15 protein-coding genes are annotated in these 24392 nt (G+C 63.3%); 3 read left to right on the top strand and 12 right to left on the bottom strand.

The window, feature by feature from the left end; all coding sequences use genetic code 11:
• Both ACUIAI_RS01135 and ACUIAI_RS01130 read left to right on the top strand, forming a co-directional pair.
• Complete coding sequence (locus ACUIAI_RS01135) at nt 1-1248, top strand: DUF58 domain-containing protein (RefSeq protein ID WP_445342343.1); 1248 nt, start codon at nt 1-3, stop codon at nt 1246-1248.
• Nucleotides 1245-3659 carry a transglutaminase-like domain-containing protein gene (locus tag ACUIAI_RS01130; RefSeq protein ID WP_445342342.1) on the top strand — a complete coding sequence of 805 codons (2415 nt, stop codon included), beginning with the start codon at nt 1245-1247 and terminating at the stop codon, nt 3657-3659. Before ACUIAI_RS01135 ends, ACUIAI_RS01130 begins: the two co-directional genes overlap by 4 nt.
• Nucleotides 3660-3907: 248 nt before the next feature.
• Here ACUIAI_RS01130 and ACUIAI_RS01125 read toward each other — a convergent pair whose 3' ends face one another.
• The 4 genes from ACUIAI_RS01125 to ACUIAI_RS01110 all read right to left on the bottom strand — a co-directional run bounded on the left by ACUIAI_RS01125 (nt 3908) and on the right by ACUIAI_RS01110 (nt 13645).
• Nucleotides 3908-8068, bottom strand: coding sequence for a DNA-directed RNA polymerase subunit beta' (locus ACUIAI_RS01125; protein WP_445342341.1), 4161 nt, complete (start codon nt 8066-8068; stop codon nt 3908-3910).
• 88 nt (nt 8069-8156) lie between these two features.
• On the bottom strand, nt 8157-11723 hold the full coding sequence (gene rpoB, locus ACUIAI_RS01120; RefSeq protein ID WP_198190528.1) for a DNA-directed RNA polymerase subunit beta: 3567 nt from the start codon (nt 11721-11723) through the stop codon (nt 8157-8159).
• A 194-nt stretch (nt 11724-11917) separates the two neighbouring features.
• Complete coding sequence (locus tag ACUIAI_RS01115) at nt 11918-12580, bottom strand: hypothetical protein (protein WP_445342340.1); 663 nt, start codon at nt 12578-12580, stop codon at nt 11918-11920.
• Between the two features lie 30 nt (nt 12581-12610).
• Nucleotides 12611-13645 (bottom strand): A/G-specific adenine glycosylase, encoded by a 1035-nt coding sequence (locus ACUIAI_RS01110; protein WP_445342780.1) that lies wholly within the window; start codon nt 13643-13645, stop codon nt 12611-12613.
• Between the two features lie 111 nt (nt 13646-13756).
• Here ACUIAI_RS01110 and ACUIAI_RS01105 point away from each other — a divergent pair, with 111 nt between their 5' ends.
• A complete protein-coding gene (locus ACUIAI_RS01105) occupies nt 13757-14410 on the top strand; it encodes a tRNA (cytidine(34)-2'-O)-methyltransferase (protein WP_254476890.1) in 654 nt (217 codons plus the stop codon).
• A 15-nt stretch (nt 14411-14425) separates the two neighbouring features.
• Here the strand turns inward: ACUIAI_RS01105 and ACUIAI_RS01100 are convergent, their stop codons facing one another.
• From ACUIAI_RS01100 to ACUIAI_RS01065, 8 genes are all read right to left on the bottom strand, one after another.
• Nucleotides 14426-15790, bottom strand: coding sequence for a PFL family protein (locus tag ACUIAI_RS01100; protein WP_445342339.1), 1365 nt, complete (start codon nt 15788-15790; stop codon nt 14426-14428).
• Between the two features lie 10 nt (nt 15791-15800).
• A complete protein-coding gene (locus ACUIAI_RS01095; protein WP_015021435.1) occupies nt 15801-16073 on the bottom strand; it encodes an ACT domain-containing protein in 273 nt (90 codons plus the stop codon).
• 117 nt (nt 16074-16190) lie between these two features.
• Nucleotides 16191-17453 carry a galactokinase gene (gene galK / locus ACUIAI_RS01090; RefSeq protein ID WP_445342338.1) on the bottom strand — a complete coding sequence of 421 codons (1263 nt, stop codon included), beginning with the start codon at nt 17451-17453 and terminating at the stop codon, nt 16191-16193.
• The gene (galT, locus tag ACUIAI_RS01085; RefSeq protein ID WP_445342337.1) at nt 17450-18733 is read right to left on the bottom strand and encodes a galactose-1-phosphate uridylyltransferase; all 1284 of its coding nucleotides are present in this window, start codon (nt 18731-18733) and stop codon (nt 17450-17452) included. Before galT ends, galK begins: the two co-directional genes overlap by 4 nt.
• 82 nt (nt 18734-18815) lie before the next feature.
• A complete protein-coding gene (locus tag ACUIAI_RS01080) occupies nt 18816-19691 on the bottom strand; it encodes a DeoR/GlpR family DNA-binding transcription regulator (RefSeq protein ID WP_254476886.1) in 876 nt (291 codons plus the stop codon).
• Nucleotides 19692-19910: 219 nt separating this feature from the next.
• A complete protein-coding gene (locus ACUIAI_RS01075; protein ID WP_254476885.1) occupies nt 19911-20654 on the bottom strand; it encodes a polyprenol monophosphomannose synthase in 744 nt (247 codons plus the stop codon).
• Nucleotides 20655-20662: 8 nt separating this feature from the next.
• Complete coding sequence (locus tag ACUIAI_RS01070) at nt 20663-22015, bottom strand: NADH:flavin oxidoreductase/NADH oxidase (protein ID WP_445342336.1); 1353 nt, start codon at nt 22013-22015, stop codon at nt 20663-20665.
• 88 nt (nt 22016-22103) lie between these two features.
• Nucleotides 22104-24380 carry a transglycosylase domain-containing protein gene (locus tag ACUIAI_RS01065; protein ID WP_254476883.1) on the bottom strand — a complete coding sequence of 759 codons (2277 nt, stop codon included), beginning with the start codon at nt 24378-24380 and terminating at the stop codon, nt 22104-22106.
• Nucleotides 24381-24392: the final 12 nt, after the last annotated feature.

Below are 24392 nucleotides of genomic sequence, written 5' to 3'. Positions count from 1 at the left end.
ATGACCGCCTTTGCCCGCCGACCTGCCCCGGAGGAAATACCGGCATCCTCGGCCGGATCCAGACAGGGCATGCGAGCCCAGACCGCTGACCTGTGGAAGTCGGTCACTGCCCTGGGCCGAGCCATGGCCCTGGCCGCGCTCTTGTGCGCTCTGGCCTTCGTCCCTACAGGCTGGCGTGAATTGCTGGCAGGGGCTCTGCTGGGCGCGGGCATGCTACTTCTGGGATTGCTGATGAGCCTGGGCAATCTGTCCTGTAGCGCTGAAACGAGTCTGGACCAGGGACATCTGGAAATGGGTGGCCAGGCCGAGCTGATCCTGGTTCTGACCAACCCAGGCAGCCGCTCCACCCGCCGCGGCCGAATCGGTCTGGCTCTAGGCCAGGGAGCCGTCATGGCACCTTTGCCTGCCCTGGCTCCCGGCCAGAGTCATCAGATCCGCTTGAAGCTGGAAGCCAGGTCCCGTGGTGTGATTGACCTGGGCCCGGTGACCATGGAGGCCGGGGATCCGCTGGGAATCATTCGCCGCCGTCGAATCCTGGCAGGCGCCCGAAAACTCTATATCCATCCCCGCACGGTTGCCTTGCCGCCCCTTGAAGCCGGACTGGAACGCGACCTGGAGGGGGATCCTGGTCCCGGCATTGTCGACGACGACCTGGAATTCCATGCCCTGCGCCCCTATGCTCCGGGCGACGACATGAAACGGGTCCACTGGTTGTCCACTGCCCGGGCCGGCACACTGATGGTCCGTCAGTACGAGCCCACCTTGCGCACTAGGACCGAACTGATCCTGGACGGCCAAGCCGCCTCCTACCGGAACGCGGATGAGTTCGAGCTTGCAGTTGCAATCTATGCCTCCTTGGGTTGCCGATGCCTGCTTGATGGCCATCGGTTGCAAGCGCTGGCCCCGGAACCAGACAATTCCGATACCCATGGAACCATCCTGCCCACGGAAGATCCCCGTAGCTTTCTGGACGCCTGCAGTGCCATCCACCCCCGCCAAGACGGCTATGACTTACTTGACCGGACTGATGCTTCCAAACAGATCAGTCTGACCATTCTGGTGACCGGTTCGCTGAGCGACTGCCAACCCTCAGCGCTGATGGGTGAATCGGCTCAGAGCGCCTCCCCAGTCATGCTGCTGGCTGCTGACCTGGATGCTCATCCAAGCCTGCAGGCACAGCCGGGCCTGGTCAACGCCGTTTTGGGTAGTATTCGGGACCTCCCCATCCTCTTGGAGAACCAGCCATGAGTGCATCATCTGCATCATGGATGGATCGAGCCCAGAGGGAGCCGATTCGTCTGATCGACCGGACTGGTCTGCAATCCAGAGTCGACCCCACCAGGCGCCGCTCCCCTATCATTCTGGTCGCCGCACTGGCGCCCCTCGATCTGCTGGCCGGACTGCAGCTGCTGCCGGTCTACGGCAGCATGTCCTTCTGGCTGACAGTGGGAGCCGCAGCTTGTCTGACCGGACTGCTGATCGCCATGCTCCCTCGCCGTAATATTGCTACAGCCCTCCTCCAGCCTCTGCTGCTGATCGCGGCCCAGTTCCTGCTCGGCCCCATCTTCACTCTGAACGGGACCACCTTGGCACACGTCCTGCCCACCAGGACAACCCTGGCACAAGGTTGGTCATCCACCTTCGGCGCTTTCAAAACCTTGGTAGCCATCGATCCGCCTCTCGGACAGGAAGCCTGCGGACTGATGGCCCTGTGGACGCTGATGCTCTGGACCTGTTGTCTGGCCGTGCTGCTGGCCCGCCATGGCCTAGGCCGCAATCTGGGACGGCCGGCACACCCAGTGGCCGTCCTGGCAGCCACCCTGCCCATCCTGGCCACCATGGCTGTGTCAGCAGCCCTAGGGACCAGCGGAGGCCTCTATCCGGCATTGACGGGCGGCATCCTCTGGCTGCTTCTGCTGATTTGGAGCGCAAGTGGACTGGGTCTGCTGCGTCTGCAAGGACTCGCATCCACTCTTCTGACCCTGGCCCTGGTAGCCGGAATGATTTTCTCCGCTGAAATCTTGCCCGCTCCGACCCGGCTGGTTATCCGCGACCATTATCAGCCCCCCATGGACCCCTACCAGTTCACCAGCCCCTTGAGCGATTATCGTGCCTATGTCAAACGACACCGCGACGATACCCTGGTCACGGTACGCAATCTGCCCGCCGGCACGCCGGTCCGAATGGCAGTCATGGACCGCTATGACGGCAAGGTCTGGAATCTGTCCGACTCCTCAGGCGCAGGAGCCGCCGACTACCGGCGCATCGGCGCCCAGATCCGCACAGAAAGGCAGCAGGAGAAGACCAAAGACGGCGAACAAACCGGACAGCCCTTTACCGCAACCTTTCTAATTAGGGAAGGATTCGACCACGCCTGGCTGCCCTCCGCCGGACAGGTCGGCAGCATCGATCCGGACCAGGACCTGCAACGGAAAGACCTCTACTTCAACAAGGCTACGGACACTGCTCTGACCGATCAGGCCCTACAGGCAGGAGCCAGCTATACAGTGCACGGCGTGGCCCAAAACCGACCCGCAACGCGTCGCATAGCCGACAGCGATCCGGGAGATGCGCAGGTGCCTCCCCTGTCGGATGCCCCTGAAAGCCTGCCCAAAGCGGCTGCCTCCATGACCTCCATGCAGGTGCGCGGCGGCGCCAGGGCACTGGCCATCGAGGAACGGCTACGCAAGGAGGGATGGTTCTCCCATGGTCTGGCCGGCGACTATCCCTCGCCCTCCGGCCATGGTGACTATCGAATCAACCAGCTCCTGCAGGGCCAGGCCATGGTGGGCGACAGCGAGCAATACGCCTCAGCAATGGCACTCCTGGCCAGGCAGATGGGTCTACCATCCCGGGTGGTCTTGGGATTCCTGCCCAAGAACCATGACGGTTCCATCAGCCGAGCACGGACCAGGACCCAGGCGGACGGGAGCACCCGAGTCGACTTCACGGGACGTGACGCCCAGGCCTGGGTGGAGGTCAATCTGAAAGGACTCGGATGGGTTCCCTTCTACCCCACACCACCAGAGACCAAGACCCCGGACAAATCCCTGGACTCCACACCGCCCGATCCGCGCACCTTGGTCCGCCAGCCACCGCCCCCGCTGGTCGACCCTCCCCACGACAACCGCACAACCCAGGGCAGGACCACCGTCGGCGGCCAGGAAGCATCCCCGCAGTCTTCACCCTCCTTCTGGAAACGGCACGGACCCTTGATAGCCAAAATGACGCTCTGGACCATGCCGGTTTGGCTGCCGACTCTCCTGATTCTGCTCCTGCTGGCCGTCAAGGCCTCGCTGCGCAGACGGGCACGGTCGACGGGTGACCCAAAGACACGTATCCGCGCCGGCTGGCGACAGATCGGCAACCTGAGCAGGCAGACTGGCCTGTCCTTGGACGGCACCCGTAGCGAGCAAGCGGCTCTGATTGCCCAGACCCTTCTGACCGATCCCCCAGGGTCCTCGGCGGCCGGACTGCGCGGGGATCTGGATCGACTGCGCAGCATGGCCGATCAGGCCTCTTTCGACCGGCACCCCTCCGATGAACAGGAGGCCGAAGACTGCTGGCAGCTGGTGGACAAGCTTCGATCTGCCATCCTGGCATCCCTGCCACGAACCCGACGTTGGCGGACCCTGCTTTCCACTCGGCATTTGCGCTGACCTACCTGCCATGCTGGTCTTGCCGAAACGATTCTTCCCTGACCAGATATGGCCACCAAATAGCCGTCATCTACAGCCATCGTCGTCACTGTCTGCCTGCAATCTTGACCGCGAGAAAACAAGATGAGGGCCCGTACGATCGCTATGATCGCACGGGCCCTCATCCTTTATCGCATATCCTGCAGCCGAATCCTCGAGGCCAGATCATCTGGCCCAAGAGGATCTGCGGCTACTGGTCGTGCAGGCACTCACTGGTTGGAGTGCTGATCCTCCGAAGAGGAGAAGGTGGCCGAACCAGGCTGCTGGGACGGCTTCTGATCGGAGTCACTGCCATCGGCGGCATCCGAGGATCCCGCGCCTGTGGCAGCCGTCTGATCGCCGGTCTCAGCTGACGGATCCTGCACGTTAGGGGTGTCCAGATGACTCTGGCCGCCCTGGTCGTTGAGGAAGTCGTCCGGGTTGAAGTCGTCGCCCAACTTCAGATCTCCGAAGTCGATGTTGGAGAAGTCCACATCGTTCAGGTCGGCGTCGCTCAAATCCACGTCGCCACCGCCCAGACCGAAGTTGGGGTAGATGGTGTCGCGGATGGCCTTGTCGGGCTCCACGGTGGCGTTGCGGTACCTGGCCAGACCGGTGCCGGCCGGAATCAGCTTGCCGATGATCACGTTCTCCTTGAGGCCCTTCAGGTCGTCGACCTTCTGGTTCAGGGCGGCCTCGGTGAGCACGCGGGTCGTCTCCTGGAAGGAGGCGGCCGACAGCCAGGAGTCGGTGGCCAGGGAGGCCTTGGTGATGCCCATAAGCTCGGGACGTCCCGCGGCCGGCTTGCCTCCGGCCTTGACGGCCTTCATGTTGGCGGCCTTGAACTTGGCCTGATCGACCAGCTCGCCGGGCAGCAGGTCGGTGTCACCCGAGTCGATGACCGTCACGCGGCGGAGCATCTGGTGGACGATGACCTCGATGTGCTTGTCGTGGATGTCCACGCCCTGGGAGCGGTAGACCGTGTGCACCTCGTTGACGATGTTCACCTGGGCGGCGCGCGGGCCGAGGATGCGCAGGATCTTCTTGGGATCCACGGAGCCCTCGATCAGCTGGGTGCCGGCCTCGACATGCTGTCCGTCCTTGACCATCATGGGCGCACGGCGGGTGACCGGGTAGGTCAGCGCCTCCACAGAGGTGTCGTCCGGGGTCAGGGTCACCTGACGGCCGCGGTCGGTGTCCTCCACCTTGACGGTTCCGGGGAACTCCGCGATGGGAGCCTCACCCTTGGGGGTACGGGCCTCGAAGAGCTCGGTGACACGGGGAAGACCCTGGGTGATGTCGGAGGCCGAAGCCACACCGCCGGAGTGGAAGGAACGCAGCGTCAGCTGGGTGCCGGGCTCGCCGATGGACTGGGCGGCCACAATACCCACGGCCTCGCCGACGTCCACCAGCTTGTTGGTGGCCAGGGACCAGCCGTAGCACTTGGCACACACCCCGCGGGTGGACTCGCAGGTCAGGACCGAACGGGCCTTGACCTCCTCCACGCCGTGGGCGACCATGTCGCGCAGCACATCCATGGACAGGGCGTCACCGCGCTTGTAGAGCACAGTCTTGCCGTCCTTGGGATCGATGACGTCGGCGGCCAGGAGCCTGGAGTAGGGTCCGCCGTCGGCGGCCTTGACCAGGACCAAGTTGCCCTGCTCGTCGCGCTCGGCCACCTTCATGGTCAGACCGCGCATGGTACCGCAGTCCTCCTCGCGCACGATCACGTCCTGGGAGACATCGACCAGACGACGGGTCAGGTAACCCGACTCAGCGGTACGCAGTGCGGTGTCGGCCAGACCCTTGCGGGCGCCGTGCTGGGAGATGAAGTACTCCAGCACCGACAGACCGTCGTGGTAGTTGGACTTGACCGGTCGAGGGATGATCTCGCCCTTGGGGTTGGCCACCAGGCCTCGCATTCCAGCGATCTGACGGATCTGCATCCAGTTGCCTCGTGCCCCGGACTGGACCATGATGTTCACGTTGTTGTCCGGAGTGAAATGCTCCTGCATGGCATCAGCCACCTTGTCGGTGCACTCGGTCCACAGGTTGATCAGCTCCTGGCGGCGCTCCTCGTCGGTCAGCAGACCCATGTCGTACTGGGAGTTGACCTTGGCGGCCTGCCCCTGGTACTCGTTGACGATCTCGCTGCGCTCGGGCGGCACCACGATGTCGGAGAAGGCCATGGTCACGCCGGACCACTGGGCCCGGGTGAAGCCCAGGTCCTTCAGGGCATCCAGGGTGGCCGCCACCTGTGCGGTCGAGTACCGGGTGGCGATGTCGTCCACGATGCCGGACAGCTTGCCCTTGGGCACCTGCTCGTTGATGAAGGGGTAGTCCACAGGCAGCGTCCGGTTGAACAGGACCCGCCCATAGTTGGTGGCGAAGAGCCTGGAGCCGTCCTTGAAGACCTCCTCCTTGACCACGTCAGGGCTGCCGGGCTCAGGGTCGACGACCTTGAGGTCACCGGGCTTCCAGTCCTTGGGCATGACGAAGTCGGCGGGCACCCGCAGCAGGATCTTGGCCTGCATGTCGATCTCGCCCAGGTCCAGAGCCATCCGGGCCTCGGCCAGGCTGGAGAAGATCCGGCCCTGGCCCTTGGCGCCGTCAACCACGGTGGTCAGGTAGTACAGACCCAGAATCATATCCTGGGAGGGCATGGTGACCGTGTGGCCGTCGGCGGGCTTGAGGATGTTGTCGGAGGCCAGCATGAGGGAGCGGGCCTCAGCCTGGGCTTCTGCCGACAGGGGCAGGTGGACTGCCATCTGGTCGCCGTCAAAGTCGGCGTTGAAGGCCGCGCAAGCCAGCGGGGGCAGGTGGATGGCCTTGCCCTCGACCAGGATGGGCTCGAAGGCCTGGATGCCCAGACGGTGCAGCGTAGGCGCACGGTTGAGCAGGACGGGGTGCTCGGAGATGACCTCCTCCAGCACGCCCCAGACCTCGGGATCGCCACGGTCCACCAGACGCTTGGCGCTCTTCATGTTCTGCGCGTAGTTGAGGTCCACCAGCCGCTTGATGACGAAAGGCTTGAAGAGCTCCAGGGCCATGGGCTTGGGCAGGCCGCACTGGTGCATGCGCAGGGAGGGCCCGACCACAATCACGGAACGGCCGGAGTAGTCCACACGCTTGCCCAGCAGGTTCTGGCGGAAGCGGCCCTGCTTGCCCTTGAGCATGTCTGCCAGGGACTTCAGGGGACGGTTGGAGGCTCCGGTGACGGGACGCCCACGGCGGCCGTTGTCGAAGAGGGAGTCCACTGCCTCCTGGAGCATGCGCTTCTCATTGTTGAGCATGATCTCGGGGGCGCCCAGCTCGATCAGGCGCTTGAGCCTGTTGTTGCGGTTGATGACGCGCCGGTAGAGGTCGTTCAGGTCGGAGGTGGCGAAGCGGCCGCCGTCCAGCTGCACCATGGGGCGCAGGTCGGGCGGGATGACCGGGACGACATCCAAAACCATGGCCTCGGGCTTGTTGCCGGTGTTCAGGAAGGCGGAGACCACCTTGAGCCGCTTGAGGGCACGGGCCTTGCGCTGGCCGGAGCCAGTGTCGATCTCGTGACGGAGCTCCTTGGCGGCACCCTCCAGGTCGAAGTCCTGCAGACGCTTCTTGATGGCCTCGGCGCCCATGCAGCCCTCGAAGTAGTCACCGTAGCGGTCCTGCATCTCCCGCCACAGATCAACGTCGCCCTCCATATCGCCGGGCTTCAGGGTCTTGAAGCGGTCGAAGACGGCGGTGATCCGCTGGATCTGGTCGTCATAGCGCTTGCGGATGGCGGTCATGTCCCGCTCGGCTCCGTTGCGCAGACGTGCCTTCATGGAACCCTTGACCTCGTCGGTCTTCTCCAGCTCGGCCAGGTCCTCTTCCAGCTTCTTTGCGCGCTTGTCGATCTCCAAGTCGCGCTTCTTCTCCAGCTGGGAGATTTCATTGTCGAACTCGTCCTGCAGGTCGGGCAGGTCCTTGTGGCGCTGCTCCTCATCCACCTTGGTGACCATGTAGGCCGCGAAGTAGATGACCTTCTCCAGGTCCTTGGGCGCGATGTCCAGCAGGTATCCCAGCCGGGAGGGCACGCCCTTGAAGAACCATATGTGGGTGACGGGGGCGGCCAGCTCGATATGCCCCATACGCTCGCGGCGGACGCGGGAGCGGGTGACCTCAACGCCGCAGCGTTCGCAGACGATCCCCTTGAAACGCACGCGCTTGTACTTGCCGCAGGCGCATTCCCAGTCGCGGGTGGGTCCGAAGATCTGCTCGCCGAACAGGCCGTCCTTCTCGGGCTTCAAGGTACGGTAGTTGATGGTTTCCGGCTTCTTGACCTCGCCATAGCTCCAGCCGCGGATGTCATCGGCCGTGGCCAGTCCGATTCTCAGTTTGTCAAATGCATTGACGTCCAGCACTCTGTGTCCTGTCTCTGATCTTGTAACTGCTCTGAAGTTTGCCTCTTGGCGGGATGCCCTTCAAGCGGGCATCCCTGTGACTGGTGGTTCAGCGGTACTCCGGCTCGGGAGCGGACTGGTCGGCCTTGGCGGCGGCGTCCGGGCGGGCGCCGATGTTGAAGCCCAGGTCGTCGGAGGCGGCGCTCGGGTCGTCGTCCTCGTCCTTCATCTCGATCACGTTGCCTTCCGCGTTGAGCACCTCCACGTTCAAGGAGAGCGACTGCATCTCCTTGAGCAGCACCTTGAAGGATTCGGGGATGCCGGCCGCCGGCAGGTTCTCCCCGCGCACGATGGCTCCATAGGCCCGGACACGGCCGTCCACGTCGTCGGACTTGGTGGTCATCATCTCGTGCAGGGTGTAGGCGGCGCCGTAGGCCTCCAGGGCCCAGACCTCCATCTCGCCGAAGCGCTGGCCGCCGAACTGGGCTTTGCCGCCCAGGGGCTGCTGGGTGATCATGGAGTACGGTCCGGTGGACCTGGCGTGGATCTTGTCGTCGACCAGGTGGTGGAGCTTGAGCATGTACATGTAGCCCACGGAGATGGGCTTGGTGAAGGGCTCGCCGGTGCGGCCGTCGTAGAGCACGGCCTTGCCGTCATCGCCCACCAGGCGCTCGCCGTCACGGTTGGGCAGGGTGGTCTTGAGCAGACCGTTCAGGGCGTCCTCACGCACGCCGTCGAAGACCGGGGTGGCCACGGCGGTGCCGGGCTCGGCCTTCTCGGCACCTGCCGGGATGTGCTTCTTCCACTCGGCCTCCAGGTCGGGATCCAGACTGATGTCCCAGCCGGAGTGGGCGATCCACCCCAGGTGGAGTTCCAGGACCTGTCCCAAGTTCATACGGGAGGGCACGCCCAACGGGTTGAGCATGATGTCGATGGGGGTGCCATCGGCCATGAAGGGCATATCCTCCTCGGGAAGGATCCTCGAGATGACGCCCTTATTGCCGTGGCGGCCCGAGAGCTTGTCGCCCTGGGTGATCTTGCGGTGCTGGGCGATGTAGACCCGGATCATCCGGTTGACGCCGTTGGGCAGCTCATCGCCGTCCTCCTCGGCATCCTCGCGGGTGACCTCCTTGACCTCGATGACCGTGCCGGTCTCGCCGTGGGGCACCCGCAGGCTGGTGTCGCGCACCTCGCGGCTCTTCTCGCCGAAGATGGCTCGCAGGAGCCGCTCCTCGGGGGTCAGCTCGGTCTCGCCCTTGGGGGTGACCTTGCCGACCAGGATGTCCCCGGCCTCGACCTCGGCGCCGATGCGGATGATGCCGCGCTCGTCCAGGTTGGCCACCGCATCCTCGCCCACGTTGGGCAGGTCGCGGGTGATCTCCTCGGCGCCCAGCTTGGTCTCGCGGGCGTCGGTCTCGTACTCCTCGATGTGGATGGAGCTCAGGGTGTCGTCCTGGACCAGCCGCTGAGAGATGATGACGGCGTCCTCGTAGTTGTAGCCGTTCCAGGGCATGAAGGCCACCAGGACGTTCTTGCCCAGGGCCATCTCGCCCTTCTCTGTGGCGGGGCCGTCAGCCAGGACCGTGCCGGCCTCGACCCGCTCCCCGTCCTTGATCAGGGGGACCTGGTTGTAGCAGGTGGTCTGGTTGGACCGCTGGAACTTGGCCAGCTTGTATGAGGACTGGGTGCCGTCGTCATTCATTACGCGGATGATGTCTGCGGAGACATAGGTGACCACGCCCGGCTTCTCGGCCAGGATGACATCGCCGGAGTCGATGGCGGAGCGCCACTCGGAGCCGGTGCCCACCAGGGGCCGCTCGGACTTGACCAGAGGGACGGCCTGACGCTGCATGTTGGTGCCCATCAGTGCTCGGTGGCCCTCGTCGTGCTCCAGGAAGGGGATCAGGGAGGCGCCGACCGAAACCATCTGCCGGGGGGAGACATCCATCAGATCCACCTGGGAGACGGGCACATCCTTGGCCTCGGCCTCAGCGTCACGCACCAGGGCCTCGTCCTCGACGAAGTGTCCGGTCTCGTCGATCTCCTGGTTGGCCTGGGCGATGGTGTGCTCGGACTCCTGGTCGGCGGTCATGTAGACCACGTCGTCGGTCACCTGGCCATCGATGACCTTGCGGTAGGGGGTCTCGATGAAGCCGAAGGGGTTGACCCGAGCGAAGGTGGCCAGGGAGCCGATCAGGCCGATGTTGGGGCCTTCAGGGGACTCGATGGGGCACATGCGTCCGTAGTGGGAGGGGTGCACATCGCGTACCTCCATGGAGGCGCGGTCGCGGGACAGGCCGCCGGGGCCCAGGGCCGAGAGACGACGCTTGTTGGTCACGCCGGCCAGCGGGTTGTTCTGATCCATGAACTGGCTCAGCTGGGAGGTTCCGAAGAACTCCTTGATGGTGGCGTTGACCGGGCGGATGTTGATCAGGGACTGCGGGGTGATGGCCTCCGCATCCTGGGTGGTCATCCTCTCGCGGACCACGCGCTCCATACGGCTCAGGCCGGTGCGCAACTGGTTCTGGATCAGCTCGCCCACCTGGCGGATGCGGCGGTTGCCGAAGTGGTCGATGTCGTCCACGTCCACCCGCAGCTCGATGTCCTGGCCGTCGCGGCGGCCGGGGAAGGTCTGCCCGCCGGCATGCAGGGTCACCAGGTACTTCAGGGTGGCGATGATGTCCTCGGGATGCAGGCTGCGGTCGTTGAAGTCGGCCTCAAGCCCCAGCTTGCGGTTGATCTTGTACCGGCCGACCCGGGCCAGGTCGTAGCGCTTGGTGTTGAAGTAGAAGGAATCCAGCAGGTTGCGGCCGGCCTCGGGCGAGGCTGTGTCCGCGGGCCGGATCTTGCGGTAGAGGTCGGTCAGGGCCTCGTCCTGGGTCTCGATGGTCTCCTTCTCAAGGGCGTCCAGCACCAGCGGATAGCCCTTGAAAGCCTTGCGGATCTGCGGCTTGGTCATGCCGATGGCCATGAGGAAGACGATGGCGGACTGCTTGCGCTTGCGGTCCACGCGCACGCCCAGCACATCGCGCTTGTCGATCTCGAACTCCAGCCAGGCGCCCCGGCTGGGGATGATCTTGGCCCCGAAGATCTCCTTGTCGGAGTTGCGGTCCTGGGTACGGTCGAAGTAGACGCCGGGAGAGCGGACCAGCTGGGAGACGATGACGCGCTCCGAGCCTCCGATGATGAAGGTGCCGTGGGGGGTCTGCAGCGGGAAGTCGCCCATGAAGACGGTCTGCGACTTGATCTCGCCGGTGTCCCCGTTCTCGAACTCGGCGTTCACGTACAGGGGGGCGGAGTAGGTGTAGTCCTTCTCCTTGCACTCCTGGACCGTGTGCCGAGGCTCCTCGAAGTAGGGATCGGAGAAGGTCAGGCTCATGGTCTGCGCGAAGTTCTCGATGGGAGAAATCTCCTGGAAGACCTCATCCAGGCCGGAGACGGGGGCCACGGTATGGGTCCCGTTGACCCGATCCTCCTCGACACGCTTCTTCCAGCGGTCATTGCCGACCAGCCAGTCGAAGCTATCGGTCTGCACGCCCAGGAGGTAGGGCACCTCGATGGGTTCGCGGATGGATCCGAAATTGACACGATCGGTGGCCTTGTGCAGTTTGATGTCGTGTTCGTCAGCGCGTGCCTGCGTTGCGGTGGTACTACTTACAGCTTTATTGGCAGCCAAAATGGACGTTCCTTATCGCTCGCCGTACTCGATCATTCCTGTTACCCCAGGGAGATGCCGAATGGCCGCCATATGCCTATTCGCGGGCATCTCCTCGATGATGCATGCCCGCTATATGACACACCTCATGCAAAGACAAAACTATAGCAGGCGAAGGACCTGGACGCAATCGGCGTGTCGTCTTGGAAAAGCTGCTATTGAATCATGATCGGCACTGACTGGGAAACCACGTGCGAATCGGCCTTGAGCACCAGCGTGGCATGGTAGGAACCGGCCTTGACCCTGAGCAACTTCTGGTCTGGCTGGCAGCTGTCCTGACTCCTGTCGGCATGCCAGGTAATGGTCTGCACGTCCTTGTCTCCTGTGGCCATGAGCAGGGTGCGCGCCCCAACCGGGCAGGCATCGGAGCGCCAAATGGTATCCTGACCGCTGGTGATGACGAGCACACGGCCGCCGTCGGAACCATCCACCAAACATGAGCCCGTTCCCTTGTGACGAATGGTTGCCGTAAAGTCGATGGACCCGCCGACCTCAGTGCTGGGATTAGGTGCAGCCAGCTCCAGAGCCAGATCCCCCTTGTTACAGTCAGGAGCTCCGGAGGAACGCTTCTTGCCGGCGTCCTTCTTCTGATCTTTGCCCTGCTTGTCCTTGTCCTTGGTTTTGGTCTTTGCGTCCTGCCGGGCGCTGGTCGAGACTCCCTGGCCCCCATCGCCTCCGCGCAGTGCTCTGATGCCGGCCCCCACGCCCCAAACCAGGCCAGCACAGACCAGCAGGAAGAGCACCGCCAGCAGGGCTGCCGCAATCCTCCGGCGACGATACATCCGCCGCTTCTTTTCGCTCATGCGTCGCTTGGCCATACTTTCCCAGTCTAATCGACAGGGCAGCTTTCACTGCGGCAGACTTAGGCTGCCGTTCTGGCCGATCTCCAGAAGGCCGTCCTCGTCCAGGGAGGCGATACACCGATCAAGTCGGATTTCGTCCTCGCACAGGTGTCTCAGGTCCTCCTTGGAGACGGGTTCGCCCGAAGCCTGCCGTAGGGCCTGAAGAATGGCACCGCGTACCTGCCGGTCGGTGCCCGCGAAGCGCTGCCGGGGCCTGGTTCTGCCTACGCCTAGACCGGGCATTCCGGCCTTGAGAAAGCGGCAGTGGCCGGCCAGAGGGCAGATATCGCAGGCCGGCTTGCGGGCGATGCAGACCGTGGCTCCCAGCTCCATGACGGCCTGGTTCCATCGGGCCGAGGGCGGCTCCCGCCAGGCTGCCGACCTGACCTTCGGATCAGCAAGTCCCAGACGCCCACTATCTTCCTGGGCACCGCCGTCCTGAACACCGACATCCTCCGGCCCTCCGTCGTCGGCGCTAACACGCTTCTGCTCTCCGTCCTCAGGCAGGACCTGCCAGGCCAGCTGGCGCTCCTCTCGGCTGGCAGCGCCACCGGTGGATTCACGCCCCAGAAAGACCCTGGAAAGCACCCTGCGAATATTGGTGTCGATGACGGCGATCCGCTCGCCGTAGGCAAAGCTCATGACAGCGCTGGCTGTGTAGTCGCCGATGCCAGGCAGGGCCACCAGCTGGTCGTAATCCCGGGGCAGCCGGTCTGCATACTGGCCGGCCACCTGCTGCGCGCACTCCTGCAAGCGCAGGGCTCGGCGCGGGTAGCCCAGTCGGCCCCAGGCCGTGATGACTTCAGCTTTGGGCGCGGCAGCGAGGGAGGCCGCATCCGGCCAGACCTTCATCCAGGCCGCCCAGTAGGGCACCACCCTGCTCATCTGGGTTTGCTGGCTCATGACCTCGGAGACCAGGACCCCCCAAGGCGTGGTCCGCCCAAAGCGCCAGGGCAGGTCGCGGGCATATCGGCTCCACCAGTCGAACAGCCTCAGGCGGATAGGCTCAATCTCCGCCAAGGCCGTTTCCGCGTTCTCCATGGTCACACCGCCCTTCGCCATCCGATTCTGCCTCATTCAACCGCCGTATTCTGCCTGACGGTGCCGACCGATGTTCCCTTACCTGTCGTTTGGCGACGGTAGGTTGGCCTCATGAACAGGCAGGAGCAGGAGCGGTCCGACGACCCATCGAAGGCTGTCGAAAGCATGTACGAGTACGGATACCGCAAATCGAATTATGGTCCGGATGAACTGGTCACCGACGCCCACGGCAACCCCATCTCGGTAGTGGACGCCATGATGAAGGCCGAGCAGGCCAGCCGGGTAAAGACCTCCACACCCCACCTGTGCTACTACTCGCCGCGGATCCCCGGCAACACCGGCTCGGCCATCCGCCTGTGCGCCGTGACCGGCACCATCCTGCACCTGATAGAGCCCCTGGGCTTCAACCTCAAGGACACCAAGTTGCGCCGGGCCGGCCTGGACTACCATGACATGGCCCACGTGGTCCTGCACCCGGACTTCGACGACCTGGTCCGTTCCATGCCCGGCAGCCGGATCATCGCCTTCACCGCCCACGCCGACAAGCTCTACACCGAGGTCAACTACCGGCCGGACGACATCCTCCTGTTCGGCCCCGAGCCGGGCGACATCCCCGACCCCATGGACATTATGGCCGGCCCTCACGTGGCCGAACAGGTCAGGCTGCCCATGCGGCCCAGCCTGCGAAGCCTGAACCTGACCAACTGCGCTTCCATAGCCATCTACGAGGCCTGGCGGCAGCTGGGATTCCAAGGCGGCCGCTGAACCCCGCGAGCGCACTCAATTCTTGAAGCTGTGGATGGGAGCCGGGATGTGTCCGCCCCGGTTGATGAAGTCGGCACATGAGCGGGTATTGACAGGCACGACCGGCCCGCCGCCCATGAGCCCGCCGAACTCGGCCCACTCGCCCACCTGCTTGCCGATGACAGGAATGACCCTGACTGCTGTAGTCTTTTGGTTGATCATGCCGATGGCCGCCTCGTCGGCGATAAGGCCGGAGATGGATTCCGCAGAAGTGTCCCCGGGGATGGGGATCATGTCCAGCCCCACCGAGCAGACGCAGGTCATGGCCTCAAGCTTCTCCAGGGTCAGGCTTCCCTCTTGCGTAGCCTGGATCATGGCGGCATCCTCGGACACGGGAATAAAGGCTCCAGACAGCCCGCCCACCGAGCTGGAAGCCATGATGCCGCCCTTCTTGACCTGATCGTTGAGGATGGCCAGGGCCGCAGTGGTCCCTGGGGCGCCCACCTGCTCCAGACCCATGGTCTGCAGGACTTCGCCCACCGAGTCCCCCACCGCAGGGGTGGGCGCCAGGGACAGATCGATGATTCCGAAGGGCACTTCTAGACGACGGCTGGCCTCCTGGGCTACCAGCTGACCCACCCGGGTGATCTTGAAAGCGGTCCGTTTAATGGTCTCGCAGAGCTGCCCGAAGTCCGCTCCCTTGGCTGATTCCAAGGCCGTCTTGACCACGCCGGGGCCGGAGACCCCCACGTTGATGACAGCCGACCCCTGGCTAACCCCATGGAAGCCACCGGCCATAAAGGGATTGTCGTCCGGAGCGTTGCAGAAGACCACCAGCTTGGTGCAGCCGGAGCTGTCCGAGTCGGCAGTGCTCTCGGCGGTGGCCTTGACGACCCGGCCCATGAGGGCTACGGCATCCATATCGATGCCCGTTCTGGTGGAGCCCACGTTGACGCTGGCGCAGACCCGTTCCGTCTGGTTCAGCGCCCTGGGCAGGGACTTGATCAACAGTCGCTCGGCCGGGGTCATGCCCTTGCCGACCAGGGCCGAGTAACCACCGATCAGGTTGACGCCGACCTCCTGGGCCGAGCGATCCAGGGCCTTGGCCACGGCCACATAGTCCTCCACGGTGTGACAGGCTCCGGCGGCTACCAGAGAGATGGGGGTGACGGTGATCCGCTTGTTGACGATGGGAATGCCGTATTCGCGGGCAATGGAGTCCCCAGTGGACACCAGATCGCCAGCCAAGGAAACGATCCTGCGATGGATGTTCCGGCAGAGCATGTCCACATCTTGACTGGCGCAGTCCAGCAGGCTGATGCCCATGGTGATGGTGCGTACGTCCAGACGCTCCCGGTCGATCATGTCGTTGGTCTCCAGGACCTCGTCACGTGTGATCATGGCTGCCTCCTCAGACCCGGTGCATCCTGGTAAAGATCTCCTCGCGCTGGCAGCGGATGGAGACTCCGATGTCCTCTCCCAAAGATTCCATCCGCTGGCTCAGTGCATCGAAATCATCCCTACAGGCGGTGCAGTCCACGATCATCATCATGGTGAAGAAGCCGTCCAGAATGGTCTGCGAGATATCCAGCACATTGACACCTTGCTGGGAGAGGTCTGTGCAGACCTTGCCAATGATGCCAATGGCATCCTTTCCCACCACTGTGATGATCGCCTTGTCCATGACCGTCCTCCTCATCCACCTCGCCCTTGACCGGACCCCCTGAAAACCAGGACCCCGCTCCCCCCAGCTTAGAGGAGCGCCGGGAGAAGCGGGGTCGTAGAGGTCTGCAGTCTGGATTCACGATTCGCGCGCAGCCGCCGAGGATGGCAGGGCGATCAGGGCCCTGGGGGCCTTGAATCCCTTGGAGGCGAATCGTTCGGCGATGTCACGGGCAAGATCGGAACCTTTGCCGGCGTCAGCCAGGGCGATGATGGATCCGCCGAACCCGCCGCCGGTCATGCGAGCTCCGTAGGCCCCGCCCTGGCGTGCTGCGTCCACGGCCTCATCCAGCTCCGTGCAGGTGACCTCGTAGTCGTCCCTAAGGGAGTCATGGGAGGCATTGATCAGACGGCCGGCCAGGACGTAATCTCCTCTGCCGAAGGCCTCGATGAAGCGGTCCACCCGTCCTATCTCGCTGACCACGTGGCGGACCCGCCGACGCATGGTCTCATCGGGCAGCTGCTCCAGCAGGGCAACCAGGGCGGATGGGGGATCAGCAGCGCCATTGACCCGGTCCGCAGCCTGGCGCAGGTTGGCCACCCCCAGCAGATGCGCAGCCTGCTCGCAGGCGGCCCGCCGCTGATCGTATTGGCCATCGTTGAGCTGGTGCTGGGCCCTGGTATCGACGACCAGCAGCTCCAGGCCCGCAGCCTGCAGGTCGAAGGGTACCTGCCGCACATTGCTCATGGCGTCCAGTTCAGGCCGGCAGTCCAACCGCAAGGCGCAACCGGATCGACACCGCATGGCAGCGCTCTGATCCATGCCGCCGGTGGAAGCGCCGGCCATATCGTTCTCCGCAGTGATGGCGGCCTGGATCAGTCTGACCCGGCCAGCCTCGTCACCACCCAGTCCCAGACCGAACAGGTCATCCAGGGCCAGGGCCACGGCACAGGTCATGGCCGCCGAGGAGCTCAACCCGGATCCCACCGGCACGCAGGAGGCCAGGGCCAGATCGAACCCTCGAACCTGGGGGAAGCCATCCCGCTGCAGGGCCCAGGCCACGCCGACCGGATAGGCTGCCCAGCCGCTCACTCCCCGGGCCTGAAGACCATCCAGGTCAGCCTGGACCGGATTCTCCGGATCCATGGTGGAGACCAGACGGATCCGGCTGTCCGTCCTGGGGCTTGCAGCCACATAGGTACGATTGGGCAGGGCGATGGGCAGACAGAGACCCGCGTTGTAATCCGTGTGCTCGCCAATGAGATTAACCCTACCGGGGGCGCTCCAGACGCCCTGGGGATCCAAGCCATAGACCTTTTGGAAGAGCTCTCGGGCCTTGGTGGCTCCTTGGCCGTCAGCGCCCTGGGTCCAGGGCTGTATGAATTCGACTGTGGTCGTCATTGATTCTCTCCCCTCTCCAGATCCAAGGGCCCCAGCTGGCGGAAACGGTCGGCAATCCGCTCGGGGGTGGTGTCTGAAACCCAGGCGGCCATGCCCGACTCAGACCCGGCAAGATACTTGATTTTGTCCACAGCACGACGGAAGGAGAAGAACTGCAGGTTGAGCCGGTAGTCCTCCCGCCGCGGATCGTGCAGCGGGGCCTGATGCCAGGCGGCGATGTAAGGCAGGTCCATCCCCTTGCCGTCGCCCTTGTCGAAGAAGGCGTTGCCCCGCTTGAGCAGGGTGGAATACATGACGGCCAGATCCCAGCGCTCCTGGTCGTTCAGCTGATCCAGGCTCAGGATCCCGTCGCGCACAGGGGCCATGTGGACTTCCAGGGGCCAGCGGGCAGCGGCGGGCACGTAGGCCACCCAGGTGGCGTTGCGGAAGACGACACGTCGACCGGAATCCAGCTCAGCCTTGAGAATGCCCGCCAGGAGGTTGCCGCCGGTGCGTTCACGGTAGTCGGCGCACTGCCTCAACTCCTGCTCCAGCCGGGGGGCGATGAAGGGATAGCAGTAGATTTGTCCATGGGGATGGGCCAGCGAAACGCCGATCTCCTGGCCGTGGTTCTCGAAGGGAAAGATCTGTTCGATGCCCTCCATGGCCGAGATCTCCGCAGTCCGGAAGGCCCAGGCTTCCACCACCGTCCGCAGACGGGAGACCGGCAGATCGGCAGGGAGTGCGTGCTCGTCAGGATCGAAGCAGACCACCTCGCAGCGTCCGTTGGCCTCGCGCACCGGCCATAGGGGGTTACCGTCCACCAGGGAGGACTGGTCGGCCGTCTGCGTATTGGGCACCTGCATCATGGAGGGGAAACGGTTCTCGAAGACTGCCACGTTGTAGTCCACATCGGGAATCTCTCCATCTTGGTAGGGATCTCCAGGCTTTCTGGCGGCCAGGGGGTTACCCTTGGCGGTGGCCTGCGGGCCGGCAGTGATGGGCCGGTTCATCCGGGCTGTGGCCATGGGGATCCAGTCTCCAGTCAGAGGATCCCGGCGCATCTGCGGCGGTTGGAAGGGCACCGCCCTGCCCTCCTGATCCTGATGGGGAGCGAACCGGTCGGTCAACGGACGAGGATCGTCCAGGCGCCTGGTCCTGCGACCGGAGACGTACTCGGGATCATCATCCAGGTAGAAGAACCGACGTCCGTCGGCCAGCCTGGTGGGGGTGATGCGAATGTGCTCTCTGGCGTAGTCGCCGGGAACATACCGCTGGGGGACATACTGCTCTGACTTCATGCTGCTCCTTCATCGTCCGTGATGATTGACAATCCATGGCAACCCGCTATGGCAACCGGCGCATCCTTGGGTGGCTGCTTGCTCATCCGGCATGGTCCGCGTCCCCGGCCTCAGGCCCGGACCCGCCGGAGGACCCGTCATGAGCCTGGCCTTCCTCGGGGTTGACCGGCACCAGAACCAGCCGCTTGACCAGGGACCGGGTGGCCTCGGCCGACTCATGATCCAACTGGTCGTCGGTGATGACGGTGTCCACCTGGTCGAAGGAGGCAAACAAGGACAGGGAGGTGCAGCTCCACTTGGTGTGGTCGGTCAGAATGATGGTCCGATCGGCGATGTCCATCAATGCCATATCCGTAGCCGCCTCCAGGGAGTTGGGCATGAGGAAGCCGCGGGGTATGGAGACCGAGTGGGTACCCAGAAAGACCGTGTTGACCCGCAGGGAGGCGATGACCTTGTCTGCAATGGGGCCGACCAGGGAGTTGGACCGGGTGATGACGCCGCCGGTGACGATGACCTCCACGTCCTTGCTCTCCATGGCCTGAACCAGTTCGGCCACGGGTATGGAATTGGTCAGCAGGGTCACGCCGGCGCACTGACGACTCTCCAGCAGATGCTGGGCGAAGACATAGGCCGTAGTCCCGCCGCCGATGGCGATGACGTCGCCCGGTGAGACATAGTCGATGGCGCGACGGGCGATGGTGTCCTTGAGACCCATGTCCATCTGTGACTTGACCGAGAAGAGCGGCTCAGCCAGAAGCGAGCTGGTGGTGACGGCCCCTCCGTGGACCCTTTTGAGCAGGCCCTTGTCCGCCAGGTCGGCAATGTCCCGGCGGATGGTCATGGCGGAAACGCCCAGCTCCTTGGAGAGGGCGGTTATGCGGACTGCGCCACGAGTACGCAACCGGTTCAGTATCAGGTGTTGGCGTTGTGACGATATCATTCGAACATTATCGCACACATTCGCCCAAATTGGCAAACCGACCTTTAGTCTACGGTCGCCGCTCAAAAGCAACGGCCAAAAATCGGTATTTCTTAGATAACCGGACCATTCTTCCATATACCAGAGGCCTGCCGCGGCTATTACAGAAATCTGTCGGCCAAGGTGAAGTCTGTTTTCAAGACTTCAACAAAGGCCTGCAAGGTCGCTTATAAAAGCGAACACGAATATAGCCCAATGTCAATTTCGACGGAGCAGCCGTTCAAGTCCCCACAGAGTCACCTGGGCCATGGCCTCCAGAACAATCCCGGCATCCATCTTCGAGCTTCCGCGAACCCGCTCCACGAAGACTATAGGGACTTCGACTACGCTCAGGCCCATGGCCTGGACTCGACGCAGCATATCCACCTGGAAGACGTAACCGCTGGATCGGACCCTTCCCAGATCGATCCGCCTGAGCGCGTCCGCTCGATAGACCCGCAAGCCGGCGGTCATATCCCGCACGGATGACCCCAAAGCAGTGCGGGCATACCAGGATCCCGCACGCGATATCAGATCCCGATACCAGGGCCAATGTTGCGTTCGGCCTCCGCGCACCCGGCGCGAGCCGATGACCAAACCCGGATGTGCATCACCTCGGGCCACAGACAGCATTCTGGCCAGATCCTTGGGCCTATGGGAGCCGTCCATGTCCATCTCGCAAATCAGGTCATAGCCTTGCTCCAGCGACCAACGGAACCCCTGCACGTAGGCTGGACCCAGCCCACGGCGGGAATGGCGATGGATAACATGGACGCGAGGATTGCGCCTGGCCATATCCCCGGCAATGGCGCCGGTACCGTCCGGCGAGTTGTCGTCGACGACCAGGACATCGACTTCGGGGCAACAGGCCAGCAGCTGAGGAAGGGTCACCCCGATGTTGTCGGCCTCCTGATAGGTGGGCATGACCACAATGGTCCCCGCTCCGCCGCGAACAGCTTCCATGGCTGCTCTTAGCGGGCGATGCCGTAGGCCCCGCGCCGGTAAGGCTCAGGATAGGGGGTCTGCTGAGCGGACAGCCCCAGTTTGTAGGCGGCCCTGAGCGGCCAGTAGGGGTCGCGCAGACTGGCTCGGCCGATTTCGACCGCGTCGGCCAAGCCCTTGCGTACAATCCGGTCGGCTTGCCTGGGCTTGGTGATCAGCCCCACCGCCGTAGTGGGAATCAGCACTTGGCTCCGCACCTGATATGAGAAGGGCACCTGATAGTTGGGAGCGGCAGGAATCTCCACACCTGGCACCAGACCTCCAGTGGAAACGTCAATCAGGTCCACACCGTGCAGCTTGAGCACCTTGGCAGTACGGATGGTCTCGTCCAGGCCCCATCCGCCAGTGGCCCAGTCGGTGGCGGAAATGCGCACCAGCAGGGGCATGCCCGAGGGAATGACCTCGCGCACGGCATCGGTCACCTGAATCAGCAGACGCATCCTGCCGGACAGGTCGCCCCCGTACTCATCATTGCGTCGGTTGATCAGGGGATCAAGGAATTGGGAGAGCAGGTAACCGTGAGCGGCATGCAGCTCCACTCCCAGGAAGCCGGCCTGGACGGCTCGAACGGCGGCAGAGCGGAAGTCAGCCACAATGGAAGCTATCTGAGCCCGCGAAAGCTGGACCGGGACAGCCATCTTCCCGTAGGCGATGGGGCTGGGGCCTACGGGCTGCCAGCCGCCCTCAGCCACGGGTACAGTGGCGTTGATATAGCCCATGGAAGAGCACCCGGAAGAGCCCTTGCGCCCCGAGTGATTGAGCTGGACGACAGGAACCGCTCCAGCGGCCTTGACATCCCGGACGATGCCCTGCCAGGCCCTGGTCTGTTCGTCGTTCCACAGCCCTACATCGCAGGGTGAGATCCGCCCCTGGGGATTTACAGCCGTGGCCTCACCGATAACGACTCCGAAGCCGCCTAGGGCCCTAGACACATAGTGCTGATAGTGGAAGTTGGTAGGAACTCCGTCGTGCCGCAGGACCGAATAGGTGTCCATGGGCGGCAACCAGATCCTGTTGCGGATATGCTGGTCGCGCAGTTCCATAGGCTGGAAGAGCGCAGGCAGCGCAATCTCCCGCCTTTTTCCTGATTTTGCTTTCCGGGCCTTTTTGACTCTTTTGGCCTTCTTGGACAATTTGATCCCCTTGGCAGCCTTGCCAGTTTTCTTCTTTTCGTCAGCACTATCCGACCCTGAGGACCAGATCGGTTTGGACACATCCAACCTGCCAGAGCCACTTACCGGCCCCGGCATTGCCTGATCCGCATTGACCCGGCCGTCGGCCCGAGGGGCCTTGTCATCCAGCTCTGAATATTCCTGGACCATCAGTTCCTGCCTCTCCCGACGGGCGACCGTACCCCTCCTGGTCCGCCCGTCGACGAATCCCTAATGGTCTCTATTGTAGGCACAGGCCCTAGTCCTCTGGAGAATTCACCGTCTGTGATTGGTCCGGACTGGTCGCTTGATTCCCCTGTTGTCCCCCTTGCCCTTGACGATAGGTCTGCCGCTGTCTGCCCGTGGACCGTTGCTGGGACGGCTGAAGCTGCTGGACTCCGCCGGTGAACCGGGGATCGGGATTGCCGTAGGAGTTGTCCGGCTGGATATTGGCTGCGGCCAGGTAGGTGTTCATGAAGTCCTTCCAGGCCGGAGTGGCAATATACATGCCGTACCAGGTGTGCATGGACCTTCCGTTGATGGTCCTGTTGTTGAAGGAGACCTGACCCTCCGCATTGCCCACGGTGACGAATGCAGCCACCTGGGGCACGAATCCGCCGGTCAGCATGTACTTGTCCTCGTGGGTGCCGGTCTTGGCGAAGGTCTTGCGTCCCCCGTCCAGCTGGGTCGTGGACGCCTCGCCTCCTGGCTGGACAACGCCCTGGTTGAGTGCGTAGGCGGTAGTCTCGGCGATACCCGGATCGATGGCCTGATGGCAGTTAGCCTTGGGCACCTTGACGGACTTACCGTTCTTGTCAATCACCTTGGTCATGGCTATGGGGCTGCATGCCACTCCCTTGGCGGCGATGGTGGCGTAGACGTTGGCCATGGTCAGCGGGGAAGCCTGGACCGCACCGATGACCATAGGCGGCTGGAAGGTATTGACCGAGTGGATGTCCATCTGGTCCTTGGGCGAATTGTGGTAGCCCATGTCCTTGGCTGTATCGGCTATGGTGCACAGACCGATCTGCTGGGCCATGGAGGCCTGGGTGGTGTTGTGCGAGCGTACCAGACCCTGTAGGGGGGTCTCCGGTGAGGTGGTGCCGCCGCCCGAGTTCTCCACATGCCAGCTGGCGGTACCGAACCCGTAGGGGGTGCCGTCCGCCATCTTGCAGGCGAAGGAGGTCTGCGGGTAACTGGTGGAGGTGCGTAGGGACTGATTGATGGATTTGCCGGCCTTCATCCAAGACACCAGGTTGATGGGTTTCCAGGTGGATCCCACTGGGAATCCCCAGCCGCCGCCGTCGACCTGATCCACGGCATAGTTGATGGCCGTGCGTGTGCCGCCTCCCGAATTCTGGGTGGCATCGTAGATGCGGTTGATGCCGAAGCCCAGGACCTCGCCGGTACCTGGGCGGATGGAGGCTATCGTGACTTCGAAGCCGCTTTGATCATCCACGGGGATGGTGTCCCGGGCAGCCTTCATGGCTGCGGCGTTGGCGTTAACATCCATAGTGGTGTAGATATCCAGGCCACCCTCCTTAAGGAGCTTGTTCCGCTCCTCCTGGCTCTTGCCGAACTCCTTGGAGTTAAGGATCTGCTTGGTCACATAATCACAGAAGAAGGCTGCGTCTCCAGCCGCCTGACAACCGGCATCGACCGACTGCACATGGAGCATCTGATCCAGAGGCTTGGCCTTATTTTCGTCATATTGGCGCTGGGTGATGTAGTTCTCCTGGCGCATCAGATCCAGGACGATGTCACGCTGCTCCTGGGAGGCCTTGACATTGACGGTGGGGTCAAAACGGGCGGGATTCTTGGTCACGGCGGCGATGGTGGCGGCCTCGCCTGGGTCCAGGTCCTTGGCCGACTTGCTGAAGTAGCGTCTGGCTGCCGACTCAACCCCGTAGACATTGGTGCCGAACTGGGCGATGTTCAAATACCCTTGAAGAATTTCAGCCTTCGAGTACTTCTTCTCCATCTGCACCGCAATCAGCATCTCTCGCATCTTGCGGGCTATGGTCTCCTCCTGGGCGTGGTACTCCGCGATGGGGTCGTTGTTTTCTTCAGCCTGGCTCATGAGTACGTTCTTGACATACTGCTGGGTCAGGGAGGAGCCTCCCTGGGTGTCGCCCTGCTTGATGTAGGTCTGGATGAAGGCCCTGAGCACGCCCTGGGTGTCCACGCCGGCATGCTCGAAGAAACGGCGATCCTCGCGGGCTACTACAGCCTTCTGCATGTAGTCGGAGACATCCTTGATAGGCACCACGATCCTGTTCTGTGCATAGAATGTGGCGATGACTGTATGCCCGTCGGAGGCGTAGAGGCGGGACTGCTGGGGCAGATCGTTGACATTGAAGTCGATGTTGTCCGTCTTCAGGGCAGGCATCAGATTCCTGGAGGCGGCGTTGATACCGAAGACAGCGGGAAACAGGAAACCAGAGACGACCACGCCACCTGCGACGCAGAAGATGAGGTAAGCCAGCAGCAGCGTGAAGAAGCGCCTAACCGACATGGATTTCTTTTGTTCGGGCATGGTCTCCATCCT

It is taken from the genome of Bifidobacterium sp. ESL0827, from assembly GCF_052606685.1.
The sequence above is the reverse complement of the archived record's forward strand: the minus strand, read 5'-3'. Positions and strand labels throughout refer to the sequence as shown.